The organism is Tardiphaga sp. vice304 (assembly GCF_007018905.1).
Classification (GTDB): domain Bacteria; phylum Pseudomonadota; class Alphaproteobacteria; order Rhizobiales; family Xanthobacteraceae; genus Tardiphaga.
Window position 1 is genome coordinate 2,091,909 of sequence record NZ_CP041402.1, and the last position, 24,532, is coordinate 2,116,440.

General features: G+C 64.1%; 24 protein-coding genes. 11 read left to right on the forward strand and 13 right to left on the reverse strand.

Annotation, left to right across the window (positions count from 1 at the left end; genetic code table 11):
* The first annotated feature begins 39 nt into the window (after positions 1-39).
* Together malQ and FNL56_RS09930 are read left to right on the forward strand one after the other, a co-directional pair.
* Positions 40-1,989, forward strand: a complete 1,950-nt coding sequence (malQ, locus tag FNL56_RS09925) for a 4-alpha-glucanotransferase (protein WP_143572553.1) — start codon at positions 40-42, stop codon at positions 1,987-1,989.
* 2 nt (positions 1,990-1,991) lie between these two features.
* Positions 1,992-3,794, forward strand: a complete 1,803-nt coding sequence (locus FNL56_RS09930) for a glycoside hydrolase family 15 protein (RefSeq protein ID WP_143577787.1) — start codon at positions 1,992-1,994, stop codon at positions 3,792-3,794.
* 178 nt (positions 3,795-3,972) lie between these two features.
* On the opposite strand, the gene FNL56_RS09935 is transcribed toward FNL56_RS09930, so the two are convergent.
* The 13 genes from FNL56_RS09935 to pqqA all read right to left on the reverse strand — a co-directional run bounded on the left by FNL56_RS09935 (position 3,973) and on the right by pqqA (position 16,723).
* Positions 3,973-4,785 carry a Cof-type HAD-IIB family hydrolase gene (locus tag FNL56_RS09935; protein WP_143572555.1) on the reverse strand — a complete coding sequence of 271 codons (813 nt, stop codon included), beginning with the start codon at positions 4,783-4,785 and terminating at the stop codon, positions 3,973-3,975.
* The gene (locus tag FNL56_RS09940; RefSeq protein WP_246660921.1) at positions 4,782-5,306 is read right to left on the reverse strand and encodes a gluconokinase; all 525 of its coding nucleotides are present in this window, start codon (positions 5,304-5,306) and stop codon (positions 4,782-4,784) included. Before FNL56_RS09940 ends, FNL56_RS09935 begins: the two co-directional genes overlap by 4 nt.
* Positions 5,299-6,042, reverse strand: a complete 744-nt coding sequence (pgl, locus tag FNL56_RS09945; protein ID WP_246660922.1) for a 6-phosphogluconolactonase — start codon at positions 6,040-6,042, stop codon at positions 5,299-5,301. The genes FNL56_RS09940 and pgl overlap by 8 nt, the downstream gene beginning before the upstream one ends.
* Positions 6,042-7,550, reverse strand: coding sequence for a glucose-6-phosphate dehydrogenase (gene zwf / locus FNL56_RS09950; protein ID WP_143572556.1), 1,509 nt, complete (start codon positions 7,548-7,550; stop codon positions 6,042-6,044). Before zwf ends, pgl begins: the two co-directional genes overlap by 1 nt.
* A complete protein-coding gene (gnd, locus tag FNL56_RS09955; RefSeq protein WP_143577788.1) occupies positions 7,550-8,581 on the reverse strand; it encodes a phosphogluconate dehydrogenase (NAD(+)-dependent, decarboxylating) in 1,032 nt (343 codons plus the stop codon). Before gnd ends, zwf begins: the two co-directional genes overlap by 1 nt.
* Positions 8,566-11,448, reverse strand: a complete 2,883-nt coding sequence (locus FNL56_RS09960; RefSeq protein WP_143581977.1) for a bifunctional transaldolase/phosoglucose isomerase — start codon at positions 11,446-11,448, stop codon at positions 8,566-8,568. Before FNL56_RS09960 ends, gnd begins: the two co-directional genes overlap by 16 nt.
* A 260-nt stretch (positions 11,449-11,708) precedes the next feature.
* The gene (locus FNL56_RS09965; RefSeq protein WP_143572559.1) at positions 11,709-12,377 is read right to left on the reverse strand and encodes a DUF4286 family protein; all 669 of its coding nucleotides are present in this window, start codon (positions 12,375-12,377) and stop codon (positions 11,709-11,711) included.
* A gap of 3 nt (positions 12,378-12,380) precedes the next feature.
* Positions 12,381-13,367 carry a prolyl aminopeptidase gene (gene pip, locus FNL56_RS09970; RefSeq protein WP_143577789.1) on the reverse strand — a complete coding sequence of 329 codons (987 nt, stop codon included), beginning with the start codon at positions 13,365-13,367 and terminating at the stop codon, positions 12,381-12,383.
* A complete protein-coding gene (gene pqqE, locus FNL56_RS09975; RefSeq protein ID WP_143572561.1) occupies positions 13,360-14,565 on the reverse strand; it encodes a pyrroloquinoline quinone biosynthesis protein PqqE in 1,206 nt (401 codons plus the stop codon). Before pqqE ends, pip begins: the two co-directional genes overlap by 8 nt.
* Positions 14,562-14,879 carry a pyrroloquinoline quinone biosynthesis peptide chaperone PqqD gene (gene pqqD, locus FNL56_RS09980; RefSeq protein WP_143572562.1) on the reverse strand — a complete coding sequence of 106 codons (318 nt, stop codon included), beginning with the start codon at positions 14,877-14,879 and terminating at the stop codon, positions 14,562-14,564. The genes pqqE and pqqD overlap by 4 nt, the downstream gene beginning before the upstream one ends.
* Before the next feature lie 7 nt (positions 14,880-14,886).
* A complete protein-coding gene (pqqC, locus tag FNL56_RS09985; RefSeq protein ID WP_143572563.1) occupies positions 14,887-15,651 on the reverse strand; it encodes a pyrroloquinoline-quinone synthase PqqC in 765 nt (254 codons plus the stop codon).
* Positions 15,648-16,574, reverse strand: coding sequence for a pyrroloquinoline quinone biosynthesis protein PqqB (gene pqqB, locus FNL56_RS09990; protein WP_143572564.1), 927 nt, complete (start codon positions 16,572-16,574; stop codon positions 15,648-15,650). The genes pqqC and pqqB overlap by 4 nt, the downstream gene beginning before the upstream one ends.
* 68 nt (positions 16,575-16,642) lie before the next feature.
* A complete protein-coding gene (pqqA, locus tag FNL56_RS09995) occupies positions 16,643-16,723 on the reverse strand; it encodes a pyrroloquinoline quinone precursor peptide PqqA (RefSeq protein ID WP_012029362.1) in 81 nt (26 codons plus the stop codon).
* A 203-nt stretch (positions 16,724-16,926) separates the two neighbouring features.
* Between pqqA and FNL56_RS10000 the strand changes: the two genes are divergently transcribed.
* The 9 genes from FNL56_RS10000 to FNL56_RS10040 all read left to right on the forward strand — a co-directional run bounded on the left by FNL56_RS10000 (position 16,927) and on the right by FNL56_RS10040 (position 24,518).
* A complete protein-coding gene (locus FNL56_RS10000; RefSeq protein WP_143576111.1) occupies positions 16,927-17,184 on the forward strand; it encodes a DUF6894 family protein in 258 nt (85 codons plus the stop codon).
* A 117-nt stretch (positions 17,185-17,301) separates the two neighbouring features.
* Positions 17,302-18,627 (forward strand): PQQ-dependent sugar dehydrogenase, encoded by a 1,326-nt coding sequence (locus FNL56_RS10005; protein ID WP_143572565.1) that lies wholly within the window; start codon positions 17,302-17,304, stop codon positions 18,625-18,627.
* Positions 18,628-18,759: 132 nt separating this feature from the next.
* Positions 18,760-19,404, forward strand: a complete 645-nt coding sequence (locus tag FNL56_RS10010; RefSeq protein WP_246660923.1) for a c-type cytochrome — start codon at positions 18,760-18,762, stop codon at positions 19,402-19,404.
* Positions 19,405-19,699: 295 nt separating this feature from the next.
* Positions 19,700-21,103 (forward strand): amidase family protein, encoded by a 1,404-nt coding sequence (locus FNL56_RS10015; protein ID WP_143572566.1) that lies wholly within the window; start codon positions 19,700-19,702, stop codon positions 21,101-21,103.
* A gap of 11 nt (positions 21,104-21,114) precedes the next feature.
* The gene (locus FNL56_RS10020) at positions 21,115-21,591 is read left to right on the forward strand and encodes a glutathione peroxidase (protein WP_143572567.1); all 477 of its coding nucleotides are present in this window, start codon (positions 21,115-21,117) and stop codon (positions 21,589-21,591) included.
* The gene (locus tag FNL56_RS10025; RefSeq protein ID WP_143572568.1) at positions 21,588-21,848 is read left to right on the forward strand and encodes a DUF3297 family protein; all 261 of its coding nucleotides are present in this window, start codon (positions 21,588-21,590) and stop codon (positions 21,846-21,848) included. Before FNL56_RS10020 ends, FNL56_RS10025 begins: the two co-directional genes overlap by 4 nt.
* 278 nt (positions 21,849-22,126) lie before the next feature.
* Positions 22,127-22,978 (forward strand): ABC transporter ATP-binding protein, encoded by an 852-nt coding sequence (locus FNL56_RS10030; protein WP_143572569.1) that lies wholly within the window; start codon positions 22,127-22,129, stop codon positions 22,976-22,978.
* Complete coding sequence (locus FNL56_RS10035) at positions 22,975-23,760, forward strand: ABC transporter permease (RefSeq protein WP_143577790.1); 786 nt, start codon at positions 22,975-22,977, stop codon at positions 23,758-23,760. Before FNL56_RS10030 ends, FNL56_RS10035 begins: the two co-directional genes overlap by 4 nt.
* Positions 23,757-24,518 carry an ABC transporter permease gene (locus FNL56_RS10040; RefSeq protein WP_143572571.1) on the forward strand — a complete coding sequence of 254 codons (762 nt, stop codon included), beginning with the start codon at positions 23,757-23,759 and terminating at the stop codon, positions 24,516-24,518. The genes FNL56_RS10035 and FNL56_RS10040 overlap by 4 nt, the downstream gene beginning before the upstream one ends.
* The last annotated feature ends 14 nt before the right edge of the window (positions 24,519-24,532 follow it).

Genomic DNA, 24,532 nt, shown 5'->3' on the forward strand with positions numbered 1-24,532 from the left:
AACGATCTGTCATTGTTGCGTTGCAAAGAACGTGCCCGCATGGACCTTTTTACCAAAGCCGCCGAACTCGGAATCCAGACCGGTTTTCATGATGGGCAGGGGCACTGGCACACCACCGACGAAGCCGCGCTCAAGATCATTCTCGACGCCATGCCGGTGCGTACCCAGCACCGCTTTCTTACCGGACCGGTGGTGGTGCGGGCCGAGCAGGCCGAGCGGACCTTTCTGACCGACGCAGCCAGTTTCCCGCTGAAGTGGGAAATCATCGACGGGGTCAAAGTCCTGGCCGAGGGCGAAACCGCTGATCGCAGCATCCTGTGGCCGCTCGACCTGCCGGTCGGGGTGTGGCGGGTCCGGCTGACCGACGCCTCGTTGTTCTCCGAAGAGGCGCCGGTCATCGTGGCGCCGGCCAAGGCGTTCCCCGGCGAGTTCGAGCGGTCCTGGATCCTCGCGGTGCAACTCTACGGGCTGCGCTCGGAGCGCAACTGGGGCATTGGCGACTTTACCGACTTGCAGCGGCTGATCGAGATGGCGGCGTCGCTCGGCGCCGGCGGCGTCGGGCTCAATCCGCTCCATGCCCTGTTCGACGATCGCCCCGCCGAATGCAGCCCGTATTCGCCGAACAGCCGGCTGTTTCTCAATCCGCTCTATATCGACGTCGAGGCATTACACGAATTCGCTGCCACGGACAGCGGCGACACGCTGGCTCGTCTGCGCGCCAGCCCGCAAGTCGAGTACGCCGCAGTGGCCGCCGCGAAGAGCGAGGCGATGCGTGCAGCCTTCGAGATCTTCAACGCAGATCCGGCGTCGCCCCGCCAGGTCGCCTTCGCCGCCTTTCGCGCCGAACGCGCGCCGCTGCTGACGCGCTTTGCCTGTTTCGAGATGCTGCGGCACAAATATCAGAGCGCGTGGTGGGACTGGCCGGAAGAATTCCAGCACCCCGACGACGACCAGTGCGCCCGTCTGCGCGCCGGCCATGACGCCAAGGAAGTGGCCTATATCGAATACGTGCAGTGGAACGCCGACCTTCAGCTCAAGGCCTGCCATGACCTCACGGCCAGGCTCGGCATGAAGGTCGGGCTCTATCTCGACGTCGCCGTCGGCGTCCAGAGCGGCGGGTTCGATGCCTGGAACGAACAGGTTGCCGTTTCGCGCCATTTGTCGATCGGCGCGCCGCCGGATCTGCTGCAGCCGGCCGGGCAGAACTGGGGTCTCGCCGGCTTCAACGGCGCCGGGCTCGAGACCAATTCCTTTGTGCCGTTCAAGGACATGCTGCGGGCATCGATGCGCTACGCCGGCGCGATCCGGCTCGATCATGTGCTCGGCCTCAACCGGCTTTACGTGGTGCCGCACGGCTATTCGGCCGCCAATGGCGCCTATGTGAAGATGCCGCTGCAGGCGTTGCTGGCCGTGACGGCACAGGAGAGCGTTGCCAACCACTGCGTGGTGATCGGCGAAGATCTCGGCACCGTGCCGGACGGCTTCCGCGATGAACTCGCCGACTGGGGCGTCTGGTCATATCTTGTCATGATGTTCGAGCGCGACAGTCACGCCGCGTTCCGTGATTTGGGCCACTACGCCACCAACGCGCTTGTGACCTTCAACACCCACGACCTTCCGACCTTCGCGGGCTGGCGCAGCTATGCCGATCTGGTGCTGAAACGATCGCTCGGCATCGATCCTGGCGAGAGCGACGACGCCCGGCGCTATGCCATCGAGAAACTCGGCGACATCCTGCGCCAGCACGGCATCGATCATGCCGACCTGGACGGCGTGATCCGCTTCCTGTCGCTGACATCGACGCGGATGCTGGCGATCGGACTCGAGGACCTGCTCGGCGTGGTCGATCAGCCCAACATTCCCGGCACCATCGACGAGCACCCGAACTGGCGGCAGCGCCTGCCCGTGGCCGTGGACGAAATCGCGGAGGTGATCGACGCGGGCGCGCTTCGAAGCGCCTTGCACGAACGTTCGGGCGAGGTCGCCTGACGTTGTCGGGCCTTATCGAGGACTATGCGCTGATCGGCGATTGCGAGACCGCCGCTCTGGTCAACCGCGACGGGTCGATCGACTGGCTGTGCTGGCCGGCGTTCGATTCCGATGCCTGCTTCAGTGCGCTGCTCGGCGATAGAAAGCATGGCCATTGGGGCATCGCGCCCATAGCCGAGGTGACCAGGTGTACGCGACGATATCGCGGCGACACGTTGATCCTGGAGACGACCTTTGAGACGGCCGAGGGGGCGATCACCCTGATCGACTTCATGCCGCCGCGCGGCGCGGCCTCCGACGTGGTCCGCATCGTGCGCGGCGAGCGGGGCTTCGTGAAGCTGCGGATGGAGCTGGTGGTGCGGTTCGGCTTCGGCGTCAACATTCCCTGGGTGCAGCGACAGGACGACGGCACGCTGCTCGGCATCTGCGGGCCCGACATGGCGGTGCTGCGCACCCCGGTAGCGACGCATGGCGAAGACCTGACCACGGTTGCCGAATTCGAAATCCGCGCCGGCGACAGCGTGCCGTTCGTGCTGACTTACGCTCCGTCGCATCTGCCGGTGCCGGCGCCGATCGATGCCGAAGGCGCCCTGACGGACACCGAGGATTTCTGGACCGAATGGAGCGGGCGCTGCACCTATAAAGGCGAGAGCCGCGATCTGGTGATGCGCTCGCTGATCACGCTGAAGGCGCTGACCTATGCGCCGACCGGAGGAATCGTCGCGGCGCCCACCACTTCGTTGCCGGAGAAGCTCGGCGGCAGCCGCAATTGGGACTATCGCTATTGCTGGCTGCGCGATGCCACCTTCACGCTCATGGTCTTGATGAACTCCGGCTATACTGAAGAAGCGCTGGCCTGGCACCATTGGCTGCTGCGCGCCGCGGCAGGTTCGCCCGCCGATATGCAGATCATGTATGGCATCATGGGCCAGCGTCGGTTGCTGGAGTGGGAGGCCGACTGGCTGCCCGGCTATGAAGGCGCGCAGCCGGTCCGGGTCGGCAACGCCGCGCATGCGCAAATGCAGCTCGACGTCTATGGCGAACTGATCGATACCTTGCATCAGTTTCGATTGGCGGAGCTGGAGCTCGACGGCGAAAGCTGGGCGGTGGCGCTCCGGGTGCTCGAACACCTCGCCGGCGTCTGGGACCAGCCCGATCACGGCATCTGGGAGCGCCGCGGCGTCGGCCATCATTACGTTTTCTCGAAAGTGATGTGCTGGGTGGCGTTTGATCGCGGTATCCGCAGCGCCGAGAAATTCGGTCTCGACGGACCGCTCGACGAGTGGCGCGCGTTGCGCGACACCATTCACCGCGACGTTTGCGAGAAAGGTTTCGACAAGGATCAGAACGCCTTCATGGAATTCTACGGCGCCGATGTGCTGGACGCCAGCAATCTGCTGCTGTCGCCGGTTGGCTTCTTGCCGGCGTCCGATCCGCGCATCCAGGGCACCATCGCGGCCACCGAACGCCATCTGATGCGCGACGGTTTCGTGCTGCGCCACGATCCGCGCGAACAGACCGGCGAGACGCAGCCAGTGGAGGGCGCCTTCCTGGCCTGCAGCCTGTGGCTGGCGGATGCGTATCTGCTCGCCGGCGAGATCGCCAAGGCGCAGGCACTGTTCGATCGTGTCACAGGCATTGCCAATGACGTCGGCTTGCTGGCCGAGGAATACGACTCGATCGCGCGGCGCCAGACCGGAAATTTCCCGCAGGCGCTGACCCATATCGCGCTGGTCAACACCGCGCATAATCTATCCGGCGCAAAGCGCGCGGCGGAAAAGAAGCGGTCGCGCTCGGATTGCTAGGCGCATGCGCCTTAATGAACATTGTCATCCCGGCAAGCGAGCTTGCGAGCGCAAGCCGGGACCTATAGCCTCCGTCCTCCCGATGAGACGCCGTGGCAATGTCTGATAGCTGCGACGAGCCCGGAGGGTATGGGTCCCGGCTCGGCGTTCGCTGGCGCTCACTGGGCCGGGACGACAGCTAGCCCCCGGCATTCCTCCGCAAGATCAATTCCACCGCGCCGGCGAAACCGTCCTCTTCGTTCGACGTCGTGACATCCGTCGCTTTTGCCTTCACATCATCCGTTGCATTGCCCATCGCTACCGACAGCCCCGAAAACTTGAACATAGGCAGATCGTTCTGCATATCGCCGATGGTGGCAATAGCATCGAGCGGAATATTCAGCCGTTTGGCCATCGCGGCGACGAAGGTGCCCTTGTTCTGGCCGGGCGGGGTAATGTCGAGATAATAGTTCTGCGAGCGGACCGCGACGGCGCTTTCGCCGAGCGCCTGCTGCATCGCCGCCTCGCAGCGCTCCAGCAACGGGAAGTCGTCGCTGGCGCCGACGACCTTGCAGACCCGGCCGAGATACGGCGTGAAATGATCGACGATCACCGGATCGTGCTGGATCGTGCTCTGCTCACGCGGCACGTAGATTCCGTCGTTGCGCTTGATCAGCCATTCGTCATTGGTGAAGATCCAGGGATCGACGCCATATTGCTCCAGCACCTCGATGGCGCGCGCGGCGGCAGCCTGCGGGATCAGATGCTGGGCGATGACTTTCAACTGGCCATCGACGATCGAGCTGCCGTTGAACGGGCCGATCGGCAGCGTGATGCCGAGCGGCTCGACCAGAAACCGCATGCCGACCGGCGGCCGGCTCGAAGTGATGGTGAAGCCGATGCCGGCATCGCGCAGCTTCTGCACGGCCGCGCGGGCGGCGTCGGTGAGGACCTTCTCCTTGGTCACCATGGTGCCGTCGACATCGGAAACAACGAGCGCAATACGAGTCATGTAGAAGTCCTGTTAGATAGCTGGCCGATGATCGCATCGACGATCGCTTCGACCGGGGCATCGATCGCAACCGAAATGGGCCTTTCATCCGGAGCCGGCGGCTCCAGCGTCTTGAACTGGCTGTCGAGCAGGCCCGGCGGCATGAAGTGGCCCTTTCGGCTCTTCAATCGGTCCGCGATCAGCGCCGGGTTGCCGTCGAGATAGACGATGCCGATATCGCGGCGGCCGTGCACCAGCACGTCGCGATAGGCACGCTTCAGCGCCGAGCAGGCGACGACGACATGGCCGCCGCTGCAGGATACTCTTTCGATCTCGTCGGCGATCGCCTGCAGCCACGGCCAGCGGTCGTCGTCGGTGAGCGGATGGCCTGCGCTCATCTTGGCGACATTAGCTTTGGGGTGAAAATCGTCGCCGTCCTCAAAGGTCCAGCCGAGCCGTTCGGCGAGCTTTTCGGCGATCGTGCTCTTGCCGGAGCCGGCCACGCCCATCACGACCAGCGCGCAGAACTTTGCATCATCCATTATCGCGGTCCGGCATTGCCGAGCGGTCGCACAGGAAGACGGTTTCGCCAGCGCGGGCGCGCGCACGGTTGGCCGGCAGGTCTTCGCCGGACATCAGGCGCGACAGGATGGCGCGCTTGTCAGGACCGCCGAGCAGGAACAGCATCTCGCGGCACGATCCCAGCGCCGGCAGGGTCAGCGATACCCTGGGCACGAACGGCGCCACATGGGCTTCGGGAACGCCGACCACCCAATGGTCGGTCACCTCGATCGCCGGATAGGTCGGAAACAACGAGGCGACGTGGCCATCGGGGCCGACGCCCATCAGTACCACGTCGAACAGCGGATGCGCCGGATCGAGGTCCTGCGCGCCATTGAATAATTGTAGCTCGCGTTCATACGACGTGGCGGCCTCGGCGGGGCTGCCGGCGCTGGTATTTATCGGGTGAATGTTGGCGGCCGGTGCGCAGCGATCGAGGAAGATCGCGCGGGCCTTGCTCATATTATGCAAGGAATCGCCGGGCGGCACGAAGCGGTCGTCGCCGATGAACCAGTGCACGCGGGGCCATGGAATCCGGCCGGCAAAGGGCTGCTGGCCGAGCAGCTCATAAAGCTGCTTCGGGCTGGATCCGCCGGTCAGGCAAATCGCGATCCGGCCGGGATTGTCTGCAATCCGCGCCATCACGCGCGCGGCGGCGGCCTCGGCGAGCGCGGCGGCGTCATCGACAACGACGATTGCTGGGCTTGGGGCGGCCATCAGCAAAGCTTCCGCCAGCTGCGACCCTCACGTGTCATCAGTTCATCGGCCTCCTCAGGGCCTTCGCTGCCCGCCTTGTAGGGCCTCAGCCCATCGGCACCGGCCTTTTGCCAGGCATCGAGGAACGGCTGCACCGCACGCCAGCCGGCCTCGACGCCGTCGGCGCGCTGGAACAGGATGTTGTCGCCGATCATGCAGTCGTAGATCAGCGTCTCGTAGCCGGTGGCCGGCGTGGCCTTGAAGTAATCCTTGTAGCGAAACGTCATCTCGACGCCGTCGATCCGGATCGAGGGACCGGGGATCTTGGTGTTGAAATGCAGCGCGATGCCCTCGGTCGGCTCAATGCTGATGACCAGATAGTTCTGCACCAGTTCATCCACCGACGTGCCGCGGAACATCGCGAACGGCGCCTGTTTGAATTTGATCGCGACCTCGGTGCGCTTGGTGCCGAGCGCCTTGCCGGTGCGCAGATAGAACGGCACGCCGGCCCAGCGCCAGTTGTCGATGGTCAGTTTCATCGCGGCGTAGGTTTCGGTGGTGCTGTCGGACTTGACGTCTTTCGACGTCAGATAGTCCTCGATCTCGGTATCGCCGATCGTGCCGCCGGTGTACTGGCCGCGGACCGAATTATTCAGCGCCTCGGCCTCCGACTGGATCTGGATGGCGCCCAGCACATCTGCCTTCTCCGAGCGAACCGAATGCGCGTCGAACTTGACCGGCGGCTCCATCGCTACCAGCGACAGCAACTGGAACAGATGGTTCGGCACCATGTCGCGCAACGCGCCGGTGGCGTCGTAGAAGCTGCCGCGGTGGCCGACGCCGAGCTTCTCGTCGACCGTGATCTGGACGTGGTCGATATGGTTGCGATTCCAGATCGGCTCGAACATGCCGTTGGCGAAGCGCAGCACCAGGATGTTCTGCACCGTCTCCTTGCCGAGATAATGATCGATCCGGTAGATCTGCCGCTCTTCGACAAGGTCGAGCAATTGCTTGTTGAGCTGTTTTGCCGACTCCAGATCGGTTCCGAACGGTTTTTCGACGACCAGGCGGCGCCACGCGCCATTCTCCTCCAGCATCCCGGTTCGCGACAGCTCGTTGGCGATCGGCGCGAAGGCGTTGGGCGGGGTCGCCAGATAGAACAACCGGTTGCCGGTCGTCTCCCGGCGTTGCTCGAGTTTGTCGAGCTCCTCGCGCATGCGGTCGAACGAGGAGGGATCTTCCGGGTCGGCGGCAATCGATGTCAGGCAGGACAACAGCCCGCGCGCGATCTCGTCATCGACCGGGCGGGTGGCGAACTTCTTCAGGCCCTTGAGCATGTCCTCGCGCAATTCATCGCTCGGCATGCTTTTGCGCGCAACGCCGACCACGCAGAATTTCTCGGGCAGCAGGTTCGATACCGCAAGATTATAGAGCGCCGGCAGTACCAGGCGGTGGGCGAGATCGCCGGTCACGCCGAAGATGATGAAGGAGCAGGGATCCGGCGTCTTGGTGGTGGGGGCTTCGGTCATCAATCGGCTTTCGGCTTGACGATTTCGGGCGCAGCCTGCTTGACGGGGTGAGGATGCTGTTCCGGCTCCTTGTGGCCGCCGAAGCCGGCGCGCATCGCCGACAGAATCTTCTCGGCAAAGGTGTGCGTCTTGCGCGACCTAAACCGCGCGAACAGGGCCGCGGTCAACACTTCGGCCGGCACCGACTCATCAATCGCGGCGTTGACCGTCCAGCGGCCCTCGCCGGAATCCTCGACATAGCCGGAATAAGTATCGAGCGTTTCGTTATTGGCGAGCGCGGAAGAGGTGAGGTCGAGCAGCCATGACGGGATCACGCTGCCGCGGCGCCAGACTTCGGCGATGTCCGGCAGGTTCAGCGTAAAGCGATGCGCTTCGGGGAGCACTTCGAGATCGGCATTCTTGAGAATGTCGAAGCCCTCCGCATAGGCCTGCATCAGCCCGTATTCGATGCCGTTATGCACCATCTTGACGAAGTGGCCGGCGCCGACCGGGCCGGCATGGATATAGCCCTGCTCAATGCGCGGATCGCGGCCGTCACGGCCGGGCGTGAGCGGAATGTCGCCGGTCCCCGGCGCCAGCGTGGCGAAGATCGGGTCGAGCCGGTCGACGACCTTCTTGTCGCCGCCGATCATCATGCAGTAGCCGCGCTCGAAACCCCAGACGCCGCCGGAGGTGCCGACGTCGATATAATGCAGGCCCTTTTCCTTCAGCGCCTGGCCGCGGCGGACGTCGTCCTGCCAGAACGAGTTGCCGCCGTCGATGATGACGTCGTCGGGCTCCAGCAGATGCGTCAGTTCGTCGATGGTGGTTTCGGTGATCCGGCCGGCCGGCAGCATCACCCAGACCGCGCGTGGCTTGCTGAGCTTGCTGACGAACTCCTGCAGCGAGGTGCTGCCGACGGCGGTCTCGGCCACCAGATCGGCCACCGCCTTCGGGTCCTTGTCATAGACCACCGCGGTGTGGCCGTTCTTCATCAGGCGACGAACAATATTGCCACCCATTCGGCCAAGGCCGATCATGCCAAGCTGCATTTTACTGTCCCTGCTTGCTGGATTGCGGCGAGGATGGCCTTGTCGAGCTCCGCCAGCCCCGCGGCCAGGTCGCCCTTGAGATGAACCCGCAAGGCACGACGGCCGCGTTCGGTCAGGACACCGAAATCGCCGCGCGCCTGCGCCGACTTGATGATACCAAACGACGCCTTCTGGCCGGGGACCGCGAGGTCGGCGGCATCGTCTGCCGTGATCTGCAGGAATACGCCCGACGCCGGCCCGCCCTTGTAGGCCTGTCCGGTGGAGTGCAGGAAGCGCGGGCCGAATTCGGCGCAGGTCGCCAGATGCTTGCTGTCGCGCACCGCCATCCGCATTTTTTGCAGGCTGGCGATATGGTCGGCATCGCGATCGATATAGGCCAGCAGCGCGACATAGTCGCCGGCGCCGGCACGGCCAAGATGCGCCTTGATCCACGAGTCGAGGTCGTCACCGGCACCCGCTTGGCGCAGCGCAGTCGCGTTGGCCTCGTCGGTGTAGAGCTCGACATCGCCGATGGTCGCAGCGGGCGTTTCCGCCGGCAGCGATCCGCTCTTCTCGAACGCTGCCGTCAGGTCGCGGGTCTTGATCTTGGCGTCCTCGACGTCGGGCTGGTTGTAAGGGTTGATGCCGAGGACGGCACCCGCCACTGCGGTTGCGATCTCGAAGCGGAAGAACTCCTGGCCGATATGGTCAATCGACTTCAGCACGATGCGGACGACGGGATGCCCCGCCTTCTCCAGCGCGTCGAGCTTGGCGTCATGCGCCGCGTCGTCTTCGCCTGACGTGCGCAGGTCGATGAAGAACCGATCGGCGCCGTAGACCTCGGGCGCGCCCAACGTCTCGCCATCGACCGGCACGAGGCCGCGGCCTTCCTTGCCGGTGGATTCCGCGATCAGCTGCTCGGCCCAGGCGCCGAATTCGGAGATCCTCCTCGACGAAAGAATGGTGACCTTGTCGCGGCCATCCAGACCTGCGGCACCCATGGCGAGACCAAGCTGCACGCCGGGGTTTTCCGACGGCGGCACGTCCGGTCCGCAGGACAGCACCATCGAATGCGTCAGCTCCAGCAACTTCGCGACATCGATGCCCGCAGCCACCGCCGGCACGATGCCGAATGGTGACAACACGGAGTAGCGCCCGCCGATGGTGGGATCGCCGTGGAAGATGCGCGCGAATTTCTGCGCCGTGGCGACCTTTTCCAGCGACGAGCCGGGATCGGTGACGGCAACGAAATGGCCGCCGGCCTTGTCGGCGCCGACCGCCTTCGTCACTTCGGCAAAGAAGTAGTCCTTCATCACGTTGGGTTCGGTGGTGCCGCCGGATTTGCTGGAGACGATGAACAGCGTCGTCGCCATCTTCACCGCGGCACCCGTCGCGCGGACCTGCGCCGGATCGGTGGAGTCCAGTACACTCAGCTTCGGATAGCCCGCAGCCTGCGCAAAGGTCTGCGCCAGCACGTCCGGCCCAAGGCTGGAGCCGCCCATGCCGAGCACGACGGCGTCGGTGAAGCCCTGTGCCTTCACCCATTTGGCGAAGTCGGCGTAGTCAGAGAGCTTGGCCTTCTCGGCGGCCACGCTGGTCAGCCAGCCCAGCCACTTGGCCTCGTCAGTGCCGGTCCAGACCGAAGCATCCTTCTGCCACAGCCGGCGGATCTTGGCGGACGCACGCCATTCCTCGGTGCTGGTCTTGACGGTCTCCGCGAGCGCCTTGGCAAGGCCGAGCTGCTGGCTGTCGTTGCCGGCCTCGAGCGATTTCGCGCGCTTGTGGGCCACCGCGCCGTACAGCTTGTCGGCGGCGTCGGCGAACAGCCTGACGCCGTTCGCCACCAGGTCGGCGGTGATCTTGTCGAGCGAGATGCCGGTCTTATCGAGATCGGCGAGTACCTTCTTCGCGCCCTCGATATCTTCTTCGAGGCTGTTGCGCAGCAGGCCGTGATCGCGGAATGCGTCGAGCGTCGCCGGCGGCACGGTGTTCACCGTATCCGGCCCGATCAGCTCCTCGATATAGACCGTGTCGCGATATTCCTTGCTCTTGGTGCCGGTGGAAGCCCACAGCAGCCGCTGCGGCTGCGCGCCCTTGGCCTTCAGCTTTTCCCAGCGCGCGCCGGAAAACAGTTTCTTGTATTCCTGATAGGCCAGCCTGGCATTGGCGATCGCGACCTTGCCCTTCAGCGCGGCAAGCCGTTGCCTCTCGGCCGGGTCATTGGCCGCTGCGATCTTCTCGTCGAGCTGCTTGTCGACCTGCGCATCGATGCGGCTGATGAAGAAGCTGGCGACACTGGCAATACGCGACGGATCGCCGCCACCGGCGACGTAGGTTTCGAGGCCTTTCAGATAGGCTTCGGCGACATCGAGATAGGACTGCTGGGCAAACAGCAGCGTGACGTTGATGCTGATGCCTTCGCCGATCAGACGCTCGATCGCCGGCACGCCTTCGGTGGTCGCCGGCACCTTCACCATCAGGTTCGGTCGCTTGACGCTGTTCCACAGCCGCTGCGCCTCCTTGATGGTGCCCTCGGTGTTCAGCGCCAGATAGGGCGAGACTTCGAGGCTCACGAAACCATCGGTGCCGTTCTGCGCTTCATAGACCGGCATGAGCACGTCGGCGGCGTGCTGGATGTCCTCGATCGCCAGCGCCTCGAACAGGTCGGCCACGGCCAGGTCGCCGCTTTGCAGCGCCTTGGTGATCGGGGCGTCGTATTCGTCTGAGCTGCCGATCGCCTTTTCGAAGATCGAGGGGTTCGAGGTGACCCCCTTCACGGCGTCGCTCTCGATCAGCTTCTTGAGGTCGCCCCTGGCGATGAAGCCACGGGCCAAAAAGTCCAGCCAGACGGCCTGACCATGCGATTCAAGTGCTTTGACAGGGTTCATGTTGCCTTGTTCTGTTCGATTTGATGGCGTGCCAATGCCATCGGAAGCAGGGCGCGCAGTCCGCATGGGCGAAAACGCCCGCGGCCCGGCAGTATGATCGCCCCAAAGCCCTACGCCTTGCAAGGCCAGGGGTTCCATTGCGGTGACATCCCGACGTATCGCGTTTTCGTGTTTTCCGGATGACGGGAACGGACGGGGTATGTGTCCCGGATCTGCGTTCGCTGACGCTCACTTGTCCGGTGCGGCGGGAGCGGCTGGCCTCACAAATCGCTTTTCGCAAGGTCCCATAGCAGCCGGTAAGTGCCGATGGAAATCAGCGTCGCGCCGGCAGCGGCGATGGCGGCGTCAAATCGGCCGTCCATCAGCCGAGCGACCGCATCGGGATCGGTGCCATCGATGAGAACGTACCAGTCGCGCGCGGCCGGATTGGGCGCGGCGGGATCGTCGGTCAGCGGCTTCGACAGGCGGGGATCGCTTTCCATCAGATGCATCGAGAGGATGCCGTCGAGCGTGCCGGGATCCAGCAGTGCCCGGATCGCCTCGCGCAATGGCTCGGCACCGCCCTGCGGCGGTCGGATCCGCAGCAGCCCGAGCGCGGCGCCGCGGCCCTGGCCACGGCTCACGGTGATGCGCGCCACCGAGCGCAGCATGTTCCGGAAGCGGCCGATATTGGTCTTGGACCATTCCGTCTGGTTGGCCAGCGCCGTGCGATAGGCGTCGCTGTCCAGCACGTCGAAGTTCTCGGTCGAATACAGTCCGAGATATTTCGGTGCAGCGTCAATCGCGACATAGCGCCGTGCCTCGACGAAGCCGGGGATCGCCACGCGCTCGGCCAGATGCTCGCCGTCGTACCAACGGTTGAAGTCGCGCTCATGTTCGGCGTCGATATCCATCGATGTCATCAGCATGCCCGCCCCGGCGATCGGCATTCCCTAGTCTTTCAGTTTCGAGGCGAGGTCAGCGATCGCCTTCATTACCGCGTCGCGCACGCCGGGGTCGTACAGCGAATGCCCGGCGCCTTCGACGATGCGAATCTCGGCGTTGCCCCACGTCGCCGCCAGCGCATGCGAGGTCGATGGCGGGCACAGGAAATCGAATCGACCCTGCACAATGATGCCGGGGATGTCGCGCAGCGTTCCGGCTTCCGCCATCAACTGGCCGGGCCGCATGAAGCAGTCGTGCCGGAAATAATGCGCTTCCATGAACGGCGTCGCCGGGAGCGGCTTCGACAAGTTGCCAAGCTCCGCCATGTCGAGCCGCGTCCGCTTCGGTGCGTGCTCGGACAGAATGCTCTCGGTGCCGCCCCAGGCCCGCGCAGCGGGCGTATGGATCGAGGCGTCAGAATCGAGGATACGGCGATAGTAATTTGGCAGTGGGTCGGCGCGCTCTTCAGCGGGCAGGGCGGCGAGGAGGTCTTCGTAAAGCCCGGGATAATGCCGCGGCAGAACGTCGAGGAAGGCTCCGTCGAGTTCTTCCCGCGTGCCGAGGAAGGTCGCGCGCAGCACGATGCCGCTGACCCGGTCGGGATGGGCCTGCGCATAGGCCAACGCCAGTGTCGCGCCCCACGAGCCGCCTACCACCAGCCATTGGGCAAAGCCGAATTTTTCGCGGATCGCCTCCATGTCGGCGATCAGATGCGCGGTGGTGTTGGCCTCGCGAAGTCCCTTCGGTTTGCTGCGGCCGGCGCCGCGCTGGTCGAACAGCACGGTGTGAAAGCGCTGCGGATCGAACAATCGGCGGTGGTCGGGCTGGCAACCGGAGCCGGGGCCGCCGTGCAGATACACCGCCGGAATGCCCGCGGCGCAGCCGACGCTTTCGACATAGATTGCATGGCCGTCGCCGACATCGAGATGTTCGGACGTCAGCGGCGCGAAGGGATCGGCGGCGCCGGCGGCACGGCCGGCATCGGCATCAGCCATGGGGATCGGTTTCCAGCGTGCCGCCGGCGAAGTTGCGATACAGAAAGCGCGTGGCGCCTTCCGTCGATTCGGTTTCGGCCATCTTGAAGATTTCCTCGTGCCGCGGCGACAGCGTGCAGGCGGGATCGGTATTACCCGCGTCGCCGGTCAGCGCAAAGGCCTGGCAGCGGCAGCCGCCGAAATCGATCTCCTTGAAGGCGCAGCTCGCGCAGGGTTCGGGCATCCAGCCGGTGCCGCGATAGCGGTTGAAGGCTTCCGAATTCTGCCAGATCCAAGCGATCGAATGGTTCGAGCGCACCGACTCGAACTCCATCCCGGTGATGGTCTCGGCGGCATGGCACGGCAGGATCTTGCCGGACGGCGAGATGTTGAAGAATTGCCGGCCCCAGCCGCCCATGCATTTCTTCGGCCGCAGCGCGTAATAGTCCGGCACCACGTAATCGATGTCGAGAATGCCCTTCAGGCGCGTGCGCGCGTCCTCGACGATGCGCGTCGTATCCTCGATCTGCTCCAGCGTCGGCATCAGGGCGGCGCGGTTCTTCAGCGCCCAGCCGTAATATTGCACATTGGCGACTTCGAGCCGGTCGGCGTCGAGATCGATGGCCATCTGGATGATGTCGGCGAGCTGGTGCAAATTCTGCCGGTGCATCACCGCGTTCACCGTCAGCGGCATGTCGAGCTCGCGCGTCCAGCGCGCCACTTCGAGTTTTTTAGCGTGGCCATTGCGGTAGCCGCCGACGCGGTCGGCGACCACCGGTTCGTTGCCCTGGAAGCTGATCTGCACGTGGCAGAGGCCTGCATCGGCCAGCGCTGCGAGCTTGTCGCGTGTCAGCAGCACCGCGGATGTGATGAGATTGGAGTAGAGGCCGACGTCAGTGGCGTGCTGCACCAGCTCGACGATATCCTTGCGTGCCGCGGGCTCACCGCCCGAGAAATGAATTTGCAGCACGCCGATCTCGGCGAGCTCGGTTAGAATCTTCTTCCACTCCGCGGTGGTTAGCTCGTTGCTCGATCGCTCCAGCTCGACCGGGTTGGAGCAATACGGACACTGCAGCGGGCAGCGGTGCGTCAGCTCCGCCAGCACGGCGAGCGGAATGCCAAACGTCTCCGCCGTCGAGCGGGTCTTCTCCATGATCGCCAGACCGTCGGCGGGGTCCGCGGCGAACACCGGGGCCGCATCGGTCAGAGTCGGGCTCATGTCGCCTTCTCCTTTGCCTGGGTCAGGAAGCCCTTGTTGGCGAGATCCTGTAGCATTGCGATCACGTCGCGACCGATGTCCTCGCGCGGCGCGGCATATTTCGCCGCCAGCAGGTCGATCATGTCGGCAACGCTGCGCGCGCCGTCGCAGAGCTGCAGCACTTCCACGGCGATCTCGTCCGGTGCCAGCACGCGCTCCGGCGCCAGGATCACCCAGACCTGCCGGCTTTCGTCGAATTTCAGTCTGGCATGGCGCGGCAGCACCGGCCGGCTGGCCTCGTCGACTTGCAGGCGTCGGCTGCGCGGTTCGGTCATGGTATCTCTAGCTCGCGTCGGGCACGAAGGCGCCCGGCGGGACAAAGCCGTTGACATAGGCGTGGTACAGCGCGTCGAGCTGCACCCACAAAACATTGGTCTTGAAGATCAGCGCATTGCAGACCAGTTCGCGCAAGGCCGGCGTGGTCGCGTGGCGGCGCACATAGTCGAGCGCAAAATTGGCGTCGCGCGGCGCCTGCGTCAGGCGGCGGCTGAAATAGCTCATGATGTCCGGATTGACGAATTCGTAATGCTTCAGCATTCCGGAGATGCGCTCCTCGTGCAGGTTCGGCGCGAACAATTCGGTCAGCGACGAGGCGATCGCCTCCAGCGGGCTCTTGTCGCGCACGAAATGCACATAGGCATCTACTGCGAAGCGCGTCGCCGGCAGAATCCCTTCACCGGATTCGACGTAGGCACTGTCGAGGCCAAGGCCTTCGGTCAGCTTCAGCCAGCGCTCGATGCCGCCCTCGGCGCCGGCGTCGCCGTCATGGTCCTCGATGCGATGTCGCCATTCGATGCGGGTGGCGCGGTCTCGGAAGCGAGAGATCACAACGGCGTCCTTGATCGGGATCGTGCTCTGATAGTAGTAGCGGTTGAGCGCCCAGGCCTGCACCTGACCCTTGGTGAGTTTGCCGCCGTGCAGCAAATGATGGAACGGATGCAGGCTGTGATAGCGGGTTGCGCCGATGTGTCGCAGCGTCGCTTCGAGCTGTTCGGCGCTGTCGAGCGGCGTATTGGCCATCAGAGAGAAAGCGGTGAGATCGTTCATGGCGTGATCTCCATGCCGTCATGGCCGATCTGCCAGCCGGCCTGTTGAACCTTCGCCCGCTGCGGGGAATGCGGCAGCAAGGCCGGGTTCGAATTGTTGATGTGCAGAAAGACTTTCTGCGCGATGTCGGAATCGGCCAGCATCGCGATGGCGCCGTCGGGGCCTGACATGGCGAGATGCCCCATGCGCTGCCCGGTTTTCACGCCGAGGCCGGCGTCGATCAATTCATTGTCGTGCCATACCGTGCCGTCGAACAGAACCAGCGGCGCGCCATGCAGGCGCTGTTGCAGTTCCGGCGTGACGCGGGCGCAGGCGGCGACGAAGAAAAAATACTGTCCGGTCGCCCGATCCTCGATCCGCAGCCCGAGCGTGTCGCCGTCATCATCCGTGCCGCCGGGGTGGGCATGGCCCTCCAGATACCAAGCCCCCTTGCCGGGCACCGCAAACGGCAACACGGCCAGCCCCGAAGGCGCGCCATTCGGTAGCGTCGGTTCAAAACCCTGATCGATGGCGAGCGATTGGCGGTGCACGTTCTTCTCGGCGAGCACATTGAAGATGCTGTTGGCTTGCAGGATCGCCAGCACTCTTGGGTGCGCGTAGAGGGTAAATGGCGAGCCCTCGCGCATCGACAAGAGCCCGGCGACCGCATCGACTTCACCATTGGTCAGGATGACGCCGGCGATCGGCGAGTGGCGAAGCTGGCCTGCTTTCGGATGCAGCGGCGGATTGGCAATCAGTTGCTGCCGCAGATCGGGCGAGGCGTTGATCAGGAACCAGTGTTCATTATCGACGGTTATGGCGATCGAGGCCTGACTGCCCTGCAGCGCCGGCATTTCGCGCGCAGCGCGACAGATTTCGCAGCCGCAATTCCATTGCGGAATACCGCCGCCCGCTGCGGCGCCGAGAACGATAACACGCAACATGACATCGCCCCTGGGCCGCAACCGGAAGGGGCGCCTTCATAGGATGAAGGCGCCCCGGAGGTCAGGTCTTACTTGCGCGCGGCGCAGGCGTACATGTTGATTTCCATGCCAACCGGCACTTCGACGATCTTCGGTGCTTTCCATGCCATCTTCGGTCTCCCGCTTGGCGCAGCAACAGCGCTGCACTCGTTGAATGTAGTACCTGCCGAAAGGTTCGCCAACAGTCTCGTCAACACAATAATGGGTTCAGAGTGCGGTGCACCAATTTGCGCAGGTGCAACATTGCACCTGCGCAAATGTTCCACATATGGCCATCAATCGCATCATGCGCTCACGTCAACGGATTTCGCCCATGCCGCTTTATTTTTTCCACACCCGCCTGGGTCCGGATCTCGTCGCCGACCCCAATGGCGAGCAGTTGCGTGACCCGGACCATGCCTGGGAGGTCGCCCGCGCGATGATTCGGCAATTGCTGCAGACCGAAGACACCCGATCCGGGCTGCTGTCGGCCGTTCTGGAAGTGACCGACGCAGAAGGAGAGATCGTGCTGGAATTTCCGTTCAGCGAAGCCCTGATCGAGACGCCGGAGGCGGGCACTACCCGGCATTGACGCGCAATGTCGCAGTGGGGATTGCACGGTCGCGAGAAATATTGAAACTGCGTAGCGGTAAGTCTCGGGGCGGCATTCACGGCCGTCGATAGAAGGCTTCCGCAAAGGGAGAATTTCATGGCCGTTTATGCCTCCGCTCGCTCGGCGTTGCTCGCCGGCGTTTTCATCAGTGCCTTCCTGTCCCAAGCTGTCGCTCAGCAACCCGCGGCGCCGACCGAAAGTACCCCGGCAGCCACGCCCGCTCCCTCTCCTATGCCGGCTGCGCCGGCGCCGGCGCCGGCCGCTGCCGCGCCGGCCTTGCCGCCCGGTTCGCCGCTGATTGGCCGGCCGGCCGATAGTCCGGCCGCCGCCAGGCTCGCGCCGGTCGCGCCGCCGCCGATCGCCTCCTCGGTCGACAAGCTGCCGACGGCGCGGTTGAAGCTGCCGCCCGGCTTCAATATCGAGGTCTATGCCGCCGGCATGGCCAATGCGCGCACGCTGCGCGAAGGCGACAAGGGCACGGTGTTCGTCGGCTCCCGCCTCGTCGACAAGGTCTATGCGGTCATCAACAAGGACGGCAAACGCTCGGTCAAGGTGCTCGCCTCCGGCCTGTACCGCCCGAACGGCCTCGCCTTCAAGGACGGTACCTTGTACATCGCCGAACTGTCGAAAATCTCCAAGATCGACAAGGTCGAGGACAACCTCGACAACCCGCCGAAGCCGACGATGATCTACGACAACCTGCCGAAGGACGAGGCGCACGGCTGGAAGTTCATCGGAATCGGCCCCGACAACAAGCTCTACGTTCCCGTCGGCCAGCCCGGCAACAGTGTGCTGCATGACGACGCGCACGGCCAGATCCGCCGCATCAACCTCGATGGCAGCGGCGCTGAAGTGGTGGTGCGCGGCATGCGCAATACGGTCGGCTTCGACTGGAACCCCGAAACCAAGGAGATGTACTTCACCGACAATGGCCGCGACTGGGTCTCGGAAAGCGTCCCGGAGGACGAGCTCAACCGCGTCAGCAAGGTCGGCGAGAATTTCGGCGCGCCGTATTGCCTGCAGGGCAACATCCTCGATCCCGAATTCGGCTGGGGCAAGTCGTGCGCCGACTACACCGCGCCGGTCGGCCTGCTTGGTGCGCATACCGCAGCACTCGGCATGCGGTTCTACACCGGCAAGGCGTTCCCGGCGGCGTACAAGAACGCGATCTTCGTGGCGCGGCACGGCTCCTGGAACAAGTCGCAGAAGCTCGGCGGCGATGTGGTGGTCGTGAAGCTCAACAAGGACGGCACGGTGAAGTCCACCGAACCGTTCCTCACCGGCTTCATCGACAACAATAATTATATCGGCCGCCCGGTCGATGTGCTGCCGTTGAAGGATGGCTCGCTGCTGGTCTCCGATGACTGGAACGGCGCGATCTATCGCATCACCTACGGCAAGCCGAAAGTCGCGGCGCAGTAAGGCAGGCCGTTCATCATCCATTGCAGAGCGTCCTGTTCACCTCGATCCGCAAGCGGGAAGAGCAGGGGCAGGGCGCGCACTCTCCACGGTCGTCTCCGCGAAAGCGGGGACCCATAACCTCCGGCTTTTAAGATGATCTTCCGACTTCTCCGCCGCGCCTTCGCAGGCGTCGGCGGCTATGGATCCCCGCTTTTGCGGGGACGACCCCGTGCGACGTTCGTCGTTTTACTTTCGCTCGTTGCAGTGGGGCCGACCATATCTCACGCCGAAACCATCGCCGATCGCACCGCACCGTGCCTTGTCTGCCACGGCGACAATGGCACCTCGAAAACCGAGCACACGCCCTCGCTCGGCGCGCAGCAGCCGGCCTATGTGCTGATCCAGCTCTATATGTTCCGCGAAAGGCTGCGGCTGTTCGCGCCGATGAACGACATGGCGAAGAACCTGACCGACGACGACCTGCGCAGTTTCTCGGACTATATCGCCGCGCTGCCGAAACCCGCGCCCGCGATCGATCCCGGCGATCCCGCGCGGATGGCACAGGCCAAGTTGCTAACGTCCAAATTTCGCTGCGATTCCTGCCACAACGCCGACTATTCCGGCCGCGACAACATCCCGCGCATCGCCGGCCAGCGTGAGGATTACCTCGCCCAGACCCTGCACGACTACAAGACCAATACCCGCCACGGCTACGACGCCACCATGGCCGACGTGATGCAATCGGTCAGCGACGCGCAGATCGTTGAGCTCGCGTATTTCCTCGCAAGGGTGAAGTGAACGTCTTCTTTGCATTGGATGTGATGCGAAGGCGCTGATGGTCTCCCTCCCCTTGCGGGGAGGGTCGGCCGAACGAGCGATGATGCGATTGCATCATCGAGAGTGGAGGCCGGGGTGGGGGTGCCACAGGCGATGGCGTTTGTGGCTACCCCCACCCGACCGGGCTTCGCCCGGCCCCCCTCCCCGCAAGGGGGAGGGGAAGATCCGCGCTCCGCTCGTACAGTTGCATGTCGGACGGCCCCCATTGGCCTTCTGCTTCCTGCTGCGATAACAAGCTGCAAACATGGAGCGATGCATGAACGATCTCTGGCGTCTGTCGGCTACCGACCTTGCAGCCCTGATCCGCGACCGCAAGGTTTCGGCGAAGCAGGCCGCCCTCGCCGGGCTGGCGCGGCTCGACGCGGTCAATCCGGCGATCAATGCGGTGGTCGAGCATCGCCCCGAGGACGTGCTGGCGCAGGCCGAGGCCATCGACGCGGCCATCGCGCGCGGCGACGCGGTCGGGCCGCTGGCCGGCGTGCCGGTCACCGTCAAGGTCAATATCGATTATGCCGGCTATGCCACCACCAACGGCGTCGGCATCCAGAGCAACGTGCTGCCCGTCAGCAACAGCCCGGTGATCGACAATCTGCGCAAGGCGGGCGCCGTAATCCTTGGTCGCACGAACTGCCCGGCGTTTTCATATCGCTGGTTCACCAGCAATCTTCTTTATGGCGACACCAAGAACCCACGCGATCCTTCGATTACGCCGGGCGGCTCGTCGGGCGGCGCGGCAGCATCGGTCGCCGCCGGAATCGGCCACATCGCGCATGGCACCGACATCGCCGGCTCGATCCGCTATCCCGCCTATGCCTGCGGCGTGCACGGTCTGCGCCCGACGCTCGGCCGCATCGCGGCCTATAACGCGGCGCTACCGGAGCGCATCATTTCCGGCCAGATCACCGCGATGTCCGGCCCGCTGGCCCGCACGATTGCTGACGTCCGGCTCGGCCTCGAAGTGATGTCGCAGCCCGATATGCGCGACCCCTGGTGGGTGCCGGCGCCGCTGGACGGCCCCGTGATGCCGAAGCGCGCCGCGATGGTGCTGCGTCCCGACGGCCTCGAAATCACCGCCGACGTCGAAGCCGCGGTGCGCGATGCCGGCCGGCGGGTGCAAGCGGCCGGCTGGGTGGTCGAGGAAGTCGACAACACCCCGGCGCTGCGCGAGGCTGCCGAGTTGCAGACCACAATCTGGTTCGGCGACGGCTATCAGGGCATGCTCGACGCCGCCGAGCGCGAGGGCGATCCCGGCGCGCTGGCCTGCCTGCGCGGCATCAGGCCGAAGCTCGAAGGGTTCGAGCAGGGCGGGCTGTCGCGGGCAATGGTGCGCCGCTCGAGCTTCGTGCGGGACTGGCAGATGTTCCTGCAGCACTACGCGGTGGTGCTGATGCCGGTGTCCGGCGAACTGCCATTCCCGGACCAGCTCGACCTCAAGGACGAGGCCTCCTTCGCGCGGGTCTGGGCGGCGCAGATGCCGCAGATCGGGATTCCCTTCATGGGCCTGCCGGCGCTGTCGGTGGCGACCGGCCTGGTCGGCCGGGTGCCGACCGGCGTGCAGATCGTCGCCTCCCGTTACCGCGAGGATCTTTGTCTGGCCGCCGGCGAGGCGATCGAGGCGGGGGGCACGCCGGTATCTCCGATCGATCCCGTCACGGCCTGAAGGATAAAACGATGGCAAGCCTGTATGATTTTTCGGCCAGGACATTGGCCGGCCACGATGTCTCGATGAAACAGTTCGAGGGCGAGGTGTTGCTGATCGTCAATACCGCCAGCGCCTGCGGATTCACGCCGCAATACAAGGGCCTGCAGAAGATTCACGAGCAATACGCACCGCGCGGCTTTGCAGTGCTGGGCTTTCCCTGCAACCAGTTCGGCGGTCAGGAGCCGGGCGATGCCAGCCAGATCGCGGCGTTCTGCGAGAAGGATTACGGTGTCAGCTTCCTGATGTTCGACAAGGTCGACGTCAACGGAACCCGCGCCCATCCATTGTATAATTTCCTGAAATCTGAAAAGTCAGGGCTGCTCGGCGCGGCGATCAAATGGAATTTCACCAAATTCCTGGTCGATCGTGCCGGCCAGGTCGTCGGCCGCTTCGCGCCCACGACCACTCCTGAATCGCTCAAAGAAAAAATCGAGGCGCTGCTATGACCGACACCAACGATGCCCCGCTGGAATTGCCCGATCGTCTGTCCACCGATCCGCGCAGCCCGTTCTACAATGCCGAGGTGTTGCAGCGCGATGTCGGCATTCGCTTCAAGGGCGTCGAAAAGACCAATGTCGAGGAATATTGCGTCAGCGAGAACTGGGTGAAGGTGCCGGCCGGCGCCGCCAAGGATCGCTACGGCAATCCGCTGACCATCAAGCTGACCGGCCCGGTCGAGCCGTATTTCCGCGACCAGGCGTAAGCAACAAACTGTCATTCCGGGGCGCGGGCGGCGCGAGCCGAACGCGAACCCGGAATCCCGAGCTGTTCATCGTCCCATGTCGAGATTCCGGGTTCGCTCGCGCTGATGCGCTCGCGCCCCGGAATGACGGCTGGAAGGCTGGCTAGCAAAAAGGCGCGCGCCGCATAAATTTGAAGCTTAAAGCATTTGCGGTTTTGCGCTATGCTTCTGCAGCCGTCACGATGGACTCATCAGGTCCGTCGCGATCGCGAGGCGTTCATGGCCAACGAGGACCGGGAATGAAAGTGGCGACACTGCGTTCGGACGTTCAAGCCGTTTCCCAACCGTTGCCGGGCGTGGCACCTGCATCGGCGATGATCCATATCGATCACGTCTCGCAGCGTTTCCAGACCGCCGGGCGGCAAAGCCATCTGGCGCTCTCGGATATCAACCTGACGATCGACGACGGCGCCTTCGTCTCGATCCTCGGACCTTCCGGCTGCGGCAAATCCACGCTGCTCTATATCGTGGGCGGCTTCGTCGCGCCAACCGAGGGCGTGGCGCGTATCAAGGGCAAGACGATCACCCGGCCGGGCCCGGACCGCGGCCCGGTATTTCAGGAATTCGCGCTGTTTCCCTGGAAGAACGTGCTCGGCAACGTGATGTACGGTCTGCGCCAGCAGGGCGTTGGCAAGGCCGAAGCGGAGGCAAAGAGCCGCAAGCTGCTGGAGATGGTCGGTCTCAAGGATTACGGGCATTTCTATCCGAAAGAATTGTCCGGCGGCATGAAGCAGCGCGTCGCGATCGCCCGCACGCTGGCCTACAATCCCGCCGTGCTCTTGATGGACGAGCCTTTCGGCGCGCTCGATGCGCATACCCGCACGCGGCTGCAGAACGACCTGCTCACCATCTGGGAACGCGACCGCAAGACGGTGCTGTTCGTCACGCATTCGGTGGAAGAGGCAGTGTTCTTGTCCGACAAAGTCGTGGTGATGACGCGCTCGCCGGGCAGCATCAAGGTCGTCGTCGATATCGACCTGCCGCGGCCGCGCAAGCGCGCCGAACTACTGCTCGATCCGCGCTACCAGAAATACGTCGTCGATATCGAAAAACTGATCGACGATACCGGCGAAGACGAGATCCACGTATGATCACGCCGACCGCGATGCTTTCGAAATCGGCGCCGCTGTTGGCCTGTATCGGGCTGTTGTGCGCGTGGCAGGCGACCTCGCTGCTGCTCAACACCGAGAGCTTTCCGACCGCTTGGGAGTCGCTGCGCGCGGTGCCGGCAATTCTCACCGACAAGGAATCGCTGGTCAATATCGGCGCCTCGCTGCGCCGCATGGCAATCGGCTTCGCGCTCGCATTGCTGTTCGCCATTCCGCTCGGGCTGATGATGGGCCGCGTCAAGCCGGTGGCGTCGTTCTTCAATCCGCTGCTGATGGTGATCTATCCGGTGCCGAAAGCCGCGTTGATGCCGATCATCATGCTGTGGCTCGGCGTCGGTGATCTGTCCAAGACGCTGGTGATCTTCCTCGGCGTCAGCCTGCCGGTGATCTATCATTCGTTCCAGGGCGGCCGTGCCGTCGAAGAGAAGATGCTGTGGTCGGCCGCGGCGATGGGCATGTCGGCGCCATCCAGGATGTGGCGCATCGTGCTGCCGTCGGCGCTACCGGAAATTCTCACGGGCTGCCGCACCGGGCTGGTGCTGGCGCTGATCACGATGGTGACCTCGGAGATGATAGCGCGGCAATCGGGGGCGGGCAACATCCTGTTCAACGCGCTCGACATGGCGCAGTACGACACCACTTTCGCGATGATTATGATCATCGGCGCGATGGGCATTGCGCTCGACGCGGCGTTCGAGAAGCTGCGCGGTTCGCTGGTACGCTGGTCGAAGCCGCTGCACGACATGCCATTGAGCTTCTCATGAACCCGGTCATCACCAAGGTCCTGCTCGGCATCACCCCGATCGCGCTGCTGATTGCCGGCTGGCAAGTCCTGGTTTCGTTCGGCTACGCGCCGGTCACCTTGCTGCCGCCGCCGGGCGCCGTATTCCTGCGCCTCGCACAGCAATTGCTGACCAGCGATTTCCTGGACGAAATCGCTGCGACCCTCATTCGCCTGTTCGCGGGCTTTGCCATCGCCGTCGTGCTCGGCGTAACCATCGGCCTCGCCGCCGCGGTCAGCCCGGTGATCAATTCGGTGGTCAAGCCGCTGGTCCGCGTGCTGGCGCCGGTGCCGAAGGTCGCGCTCTATCCGGCGCTGCTCCTCATTCTCGGCTTCGACCACGCCTCGAAGATCACGCTGGTCGCAGCCGATGCGCTGTTTCCGATTCTCCTGTCGACCTATTACGGCGCCACAATGGTCGAGCAGAAGCTGATCTGGTCGGCGATGGCGGCGGGCACGCCGCGTTGGCAGATCCTGTTCAAGGTGGTGCTGCCGGCGGCGATGCCCTCGATCCTCACCGGTTGCCGCATCGGCCTGGTGATCTCCTGCATCGTGGTGTTCCTGGCCGAGATGATCACCTCGACCGATGGCCTCGGCCACATGCTGGTACAGGCCGCGCGCACCTTCCAGACCGTAGACATGTTCGTGCCGCTGATCACGATCTCGCTGCTCGGGCTGATCCTGAACAGCCTGCTGCATGGGCTGCGGACATATTTGCTGAGAGGGTTTCCGGAAGTGTAGTGCTCTATCTTCTT

What these genes read in the sequence shown, in the direction of transcription:
- malQ (WP_143572553.1), top strand. Translation starts at nt 40, where the DNA reads ATGGACCTTTTTACCAAAGCCGCCGAACTCGGAATCCAGACCGGTTTT.
- FNL56_RS09935 (WP_143572555.1), bottom strand. Translation starts at nt 4,785, where the DNA reads ATGACTCGTATTGCGCTCGTTGTTTCCGATGTCGACGGCACCATGGTG.
- FNL56_RS09940 (WP_246660921.1), bottom strand. Translation starts at nt 5,306, where the DNA reads ATGGATGATGCAAAGTTCTGCGCGCTGGTCGTGATGGGCGTGGCCGGC.
- pgl (WP_246660922.1), bottom strand. Translation starts at nt 6,042, where the DNA reads ATGGCCGCCCCAAGCCCAGCAATCGTCGTTGTCGATGACGCCGCCGCG.
- zwf (WP_143572556.1), bottom strand. Translation starts at nt 7,550, where the DNA reads ATGACCGAAGCCCCCACCACCAAGACGCCGGATCCCTGCTCCTTCATC.
- gnd (WP_143577788.1), bottom strand. Translation starts at nt 8,581, where the DNA reads ATGCAGCTTGGCATGATCGGCCTTGGCCGAATGGGTGGCAATATTGTT.
- FNL56_RS09960 (WP_143581977.1), bottom strand. Translation starts at nt 11,448, where the DNA reads ATGAACCCTGTCAAAGCACTTGAATCGCATGGTCAGGCCGTCTGGCTG.
- FNL56_RS09965 (WP_143572559.1), bottom strand. Translation starts at nt 12,377, where the DNA reads ATGCCGATCGCCGGGGCGGGCATGCTGATGACATCGATGGATATCGAC.
- pip (WP_143577789.1), bottom strand. Translation starts at nt 13,367, where the DNA reads ATGGCTGATGCCGATGCCGGCCGTGCCGCCGGCGCCGCCGATCCCTTC.
- pqqE (WP_143572561.1), bottom strand. Translation starts at nt 14,565, where the DNA reads ATGAGCCCGACTCTGACCGATGCGGCCCCGGTGTTCGCCGCGGACCCC.
- pqqD (WP_143572562.1), bottom strand. Translation starts at nt 14,879, where the DNA reads ATGACCGAACCGCGCAGCCGACGCCTGCAAGTCGACGAGGCCAGCCGG.
- pqqC (WP_143572563.1), bottom strand. Translation starts at nt 15,651, where the DNA reads ATGAACGATCTCACCGCTTTCTCTCTGATGGCCAATACGCCGCTCGAC.
- pqqB (WP_143572564.1), bottom strand. Translation starts at nt 16,574, where the DNA reads ATGTTGCGTGTTATCGTTCTCGGCGCCGCAGCGGGCGGCGGTATTCCG.
- pqqA (WP_012029362.1), bottom strand. Translation starts at nt 16,723, where the DNA reads ATGGCATGGAAAGCACCGAAGATCGTCGAAGTGCCGGTTGGCATGGAA.
- FNL56_RS10000 (WP_143576111.1), top strand. Translation starts at nt 16,927, where the DNA reads ATGCCGCTTTATTTTTTCCACACCCGCCTGGGTCCGGATCTCGTCGCC.
- FNL56_RS10005 (WP_143572565.1), top strand. Translation starts at nt 17,302, where the DNA reads ATGGCCGTTTATGCCTCCGCTCGCTCGGCGTTGCTCGCCGGCGTTTTC.
- FNL56_RS10010 (WP_246660923.1), top strand. Translation starts at nt 18,760, where the DNA reads ATGATCTTCCGACTTCTCCGCCGCGCCTTCGCAGGCGTCGGCGGCTAT.
- FNL56_RS10015 (WP_143572566.1), top strand. Translation starts at nt 19,700, where the DNA reads ATGAACGATCTCTGGCGTCTGTCGGCTACCGACCTTGCAGCCCTGATC.
- FNL56_RS10020 (WP_143572567.1), top strand. Translation starts at nt 21,115, where the DNA reads ATGGCAAGCCTGTATGATTTTTCGGCCAGGACATTGGCCGGCCACGAT.
- FNL56_RS10025 (WP_143572568.1), top strand. Translation starts at nt 21,588, where the DNA reads ATGACCGACACCAACGATGCCCCGCTGGAATTGCCCGATCGTCTGTCC.
- FNL56_RS10030 (WP_143572569.1), top strand. Translation starts at nt 22,127, where the DNA reads ATGAAAGTGGCGACACTGCGTTCGGACGTTCAAGCCGTTTCCCAACCG.
- FNL56_RS10035 (WP_143577790.1), top strand. Translation starts at nt 22,975, where the DNA reads ATGATCACGCCGACCGCGATGCTTTCGAAATCGGCGCCGCTGTTGGCC.
- FNL56_RS10040 (WP_143572571.1), top strand. Translation starts at nt 23,757, where the DNA reads ATGAACCCGGTCATCACCAAGGTCCTGCTCGGCATCACCCCGATCGCG.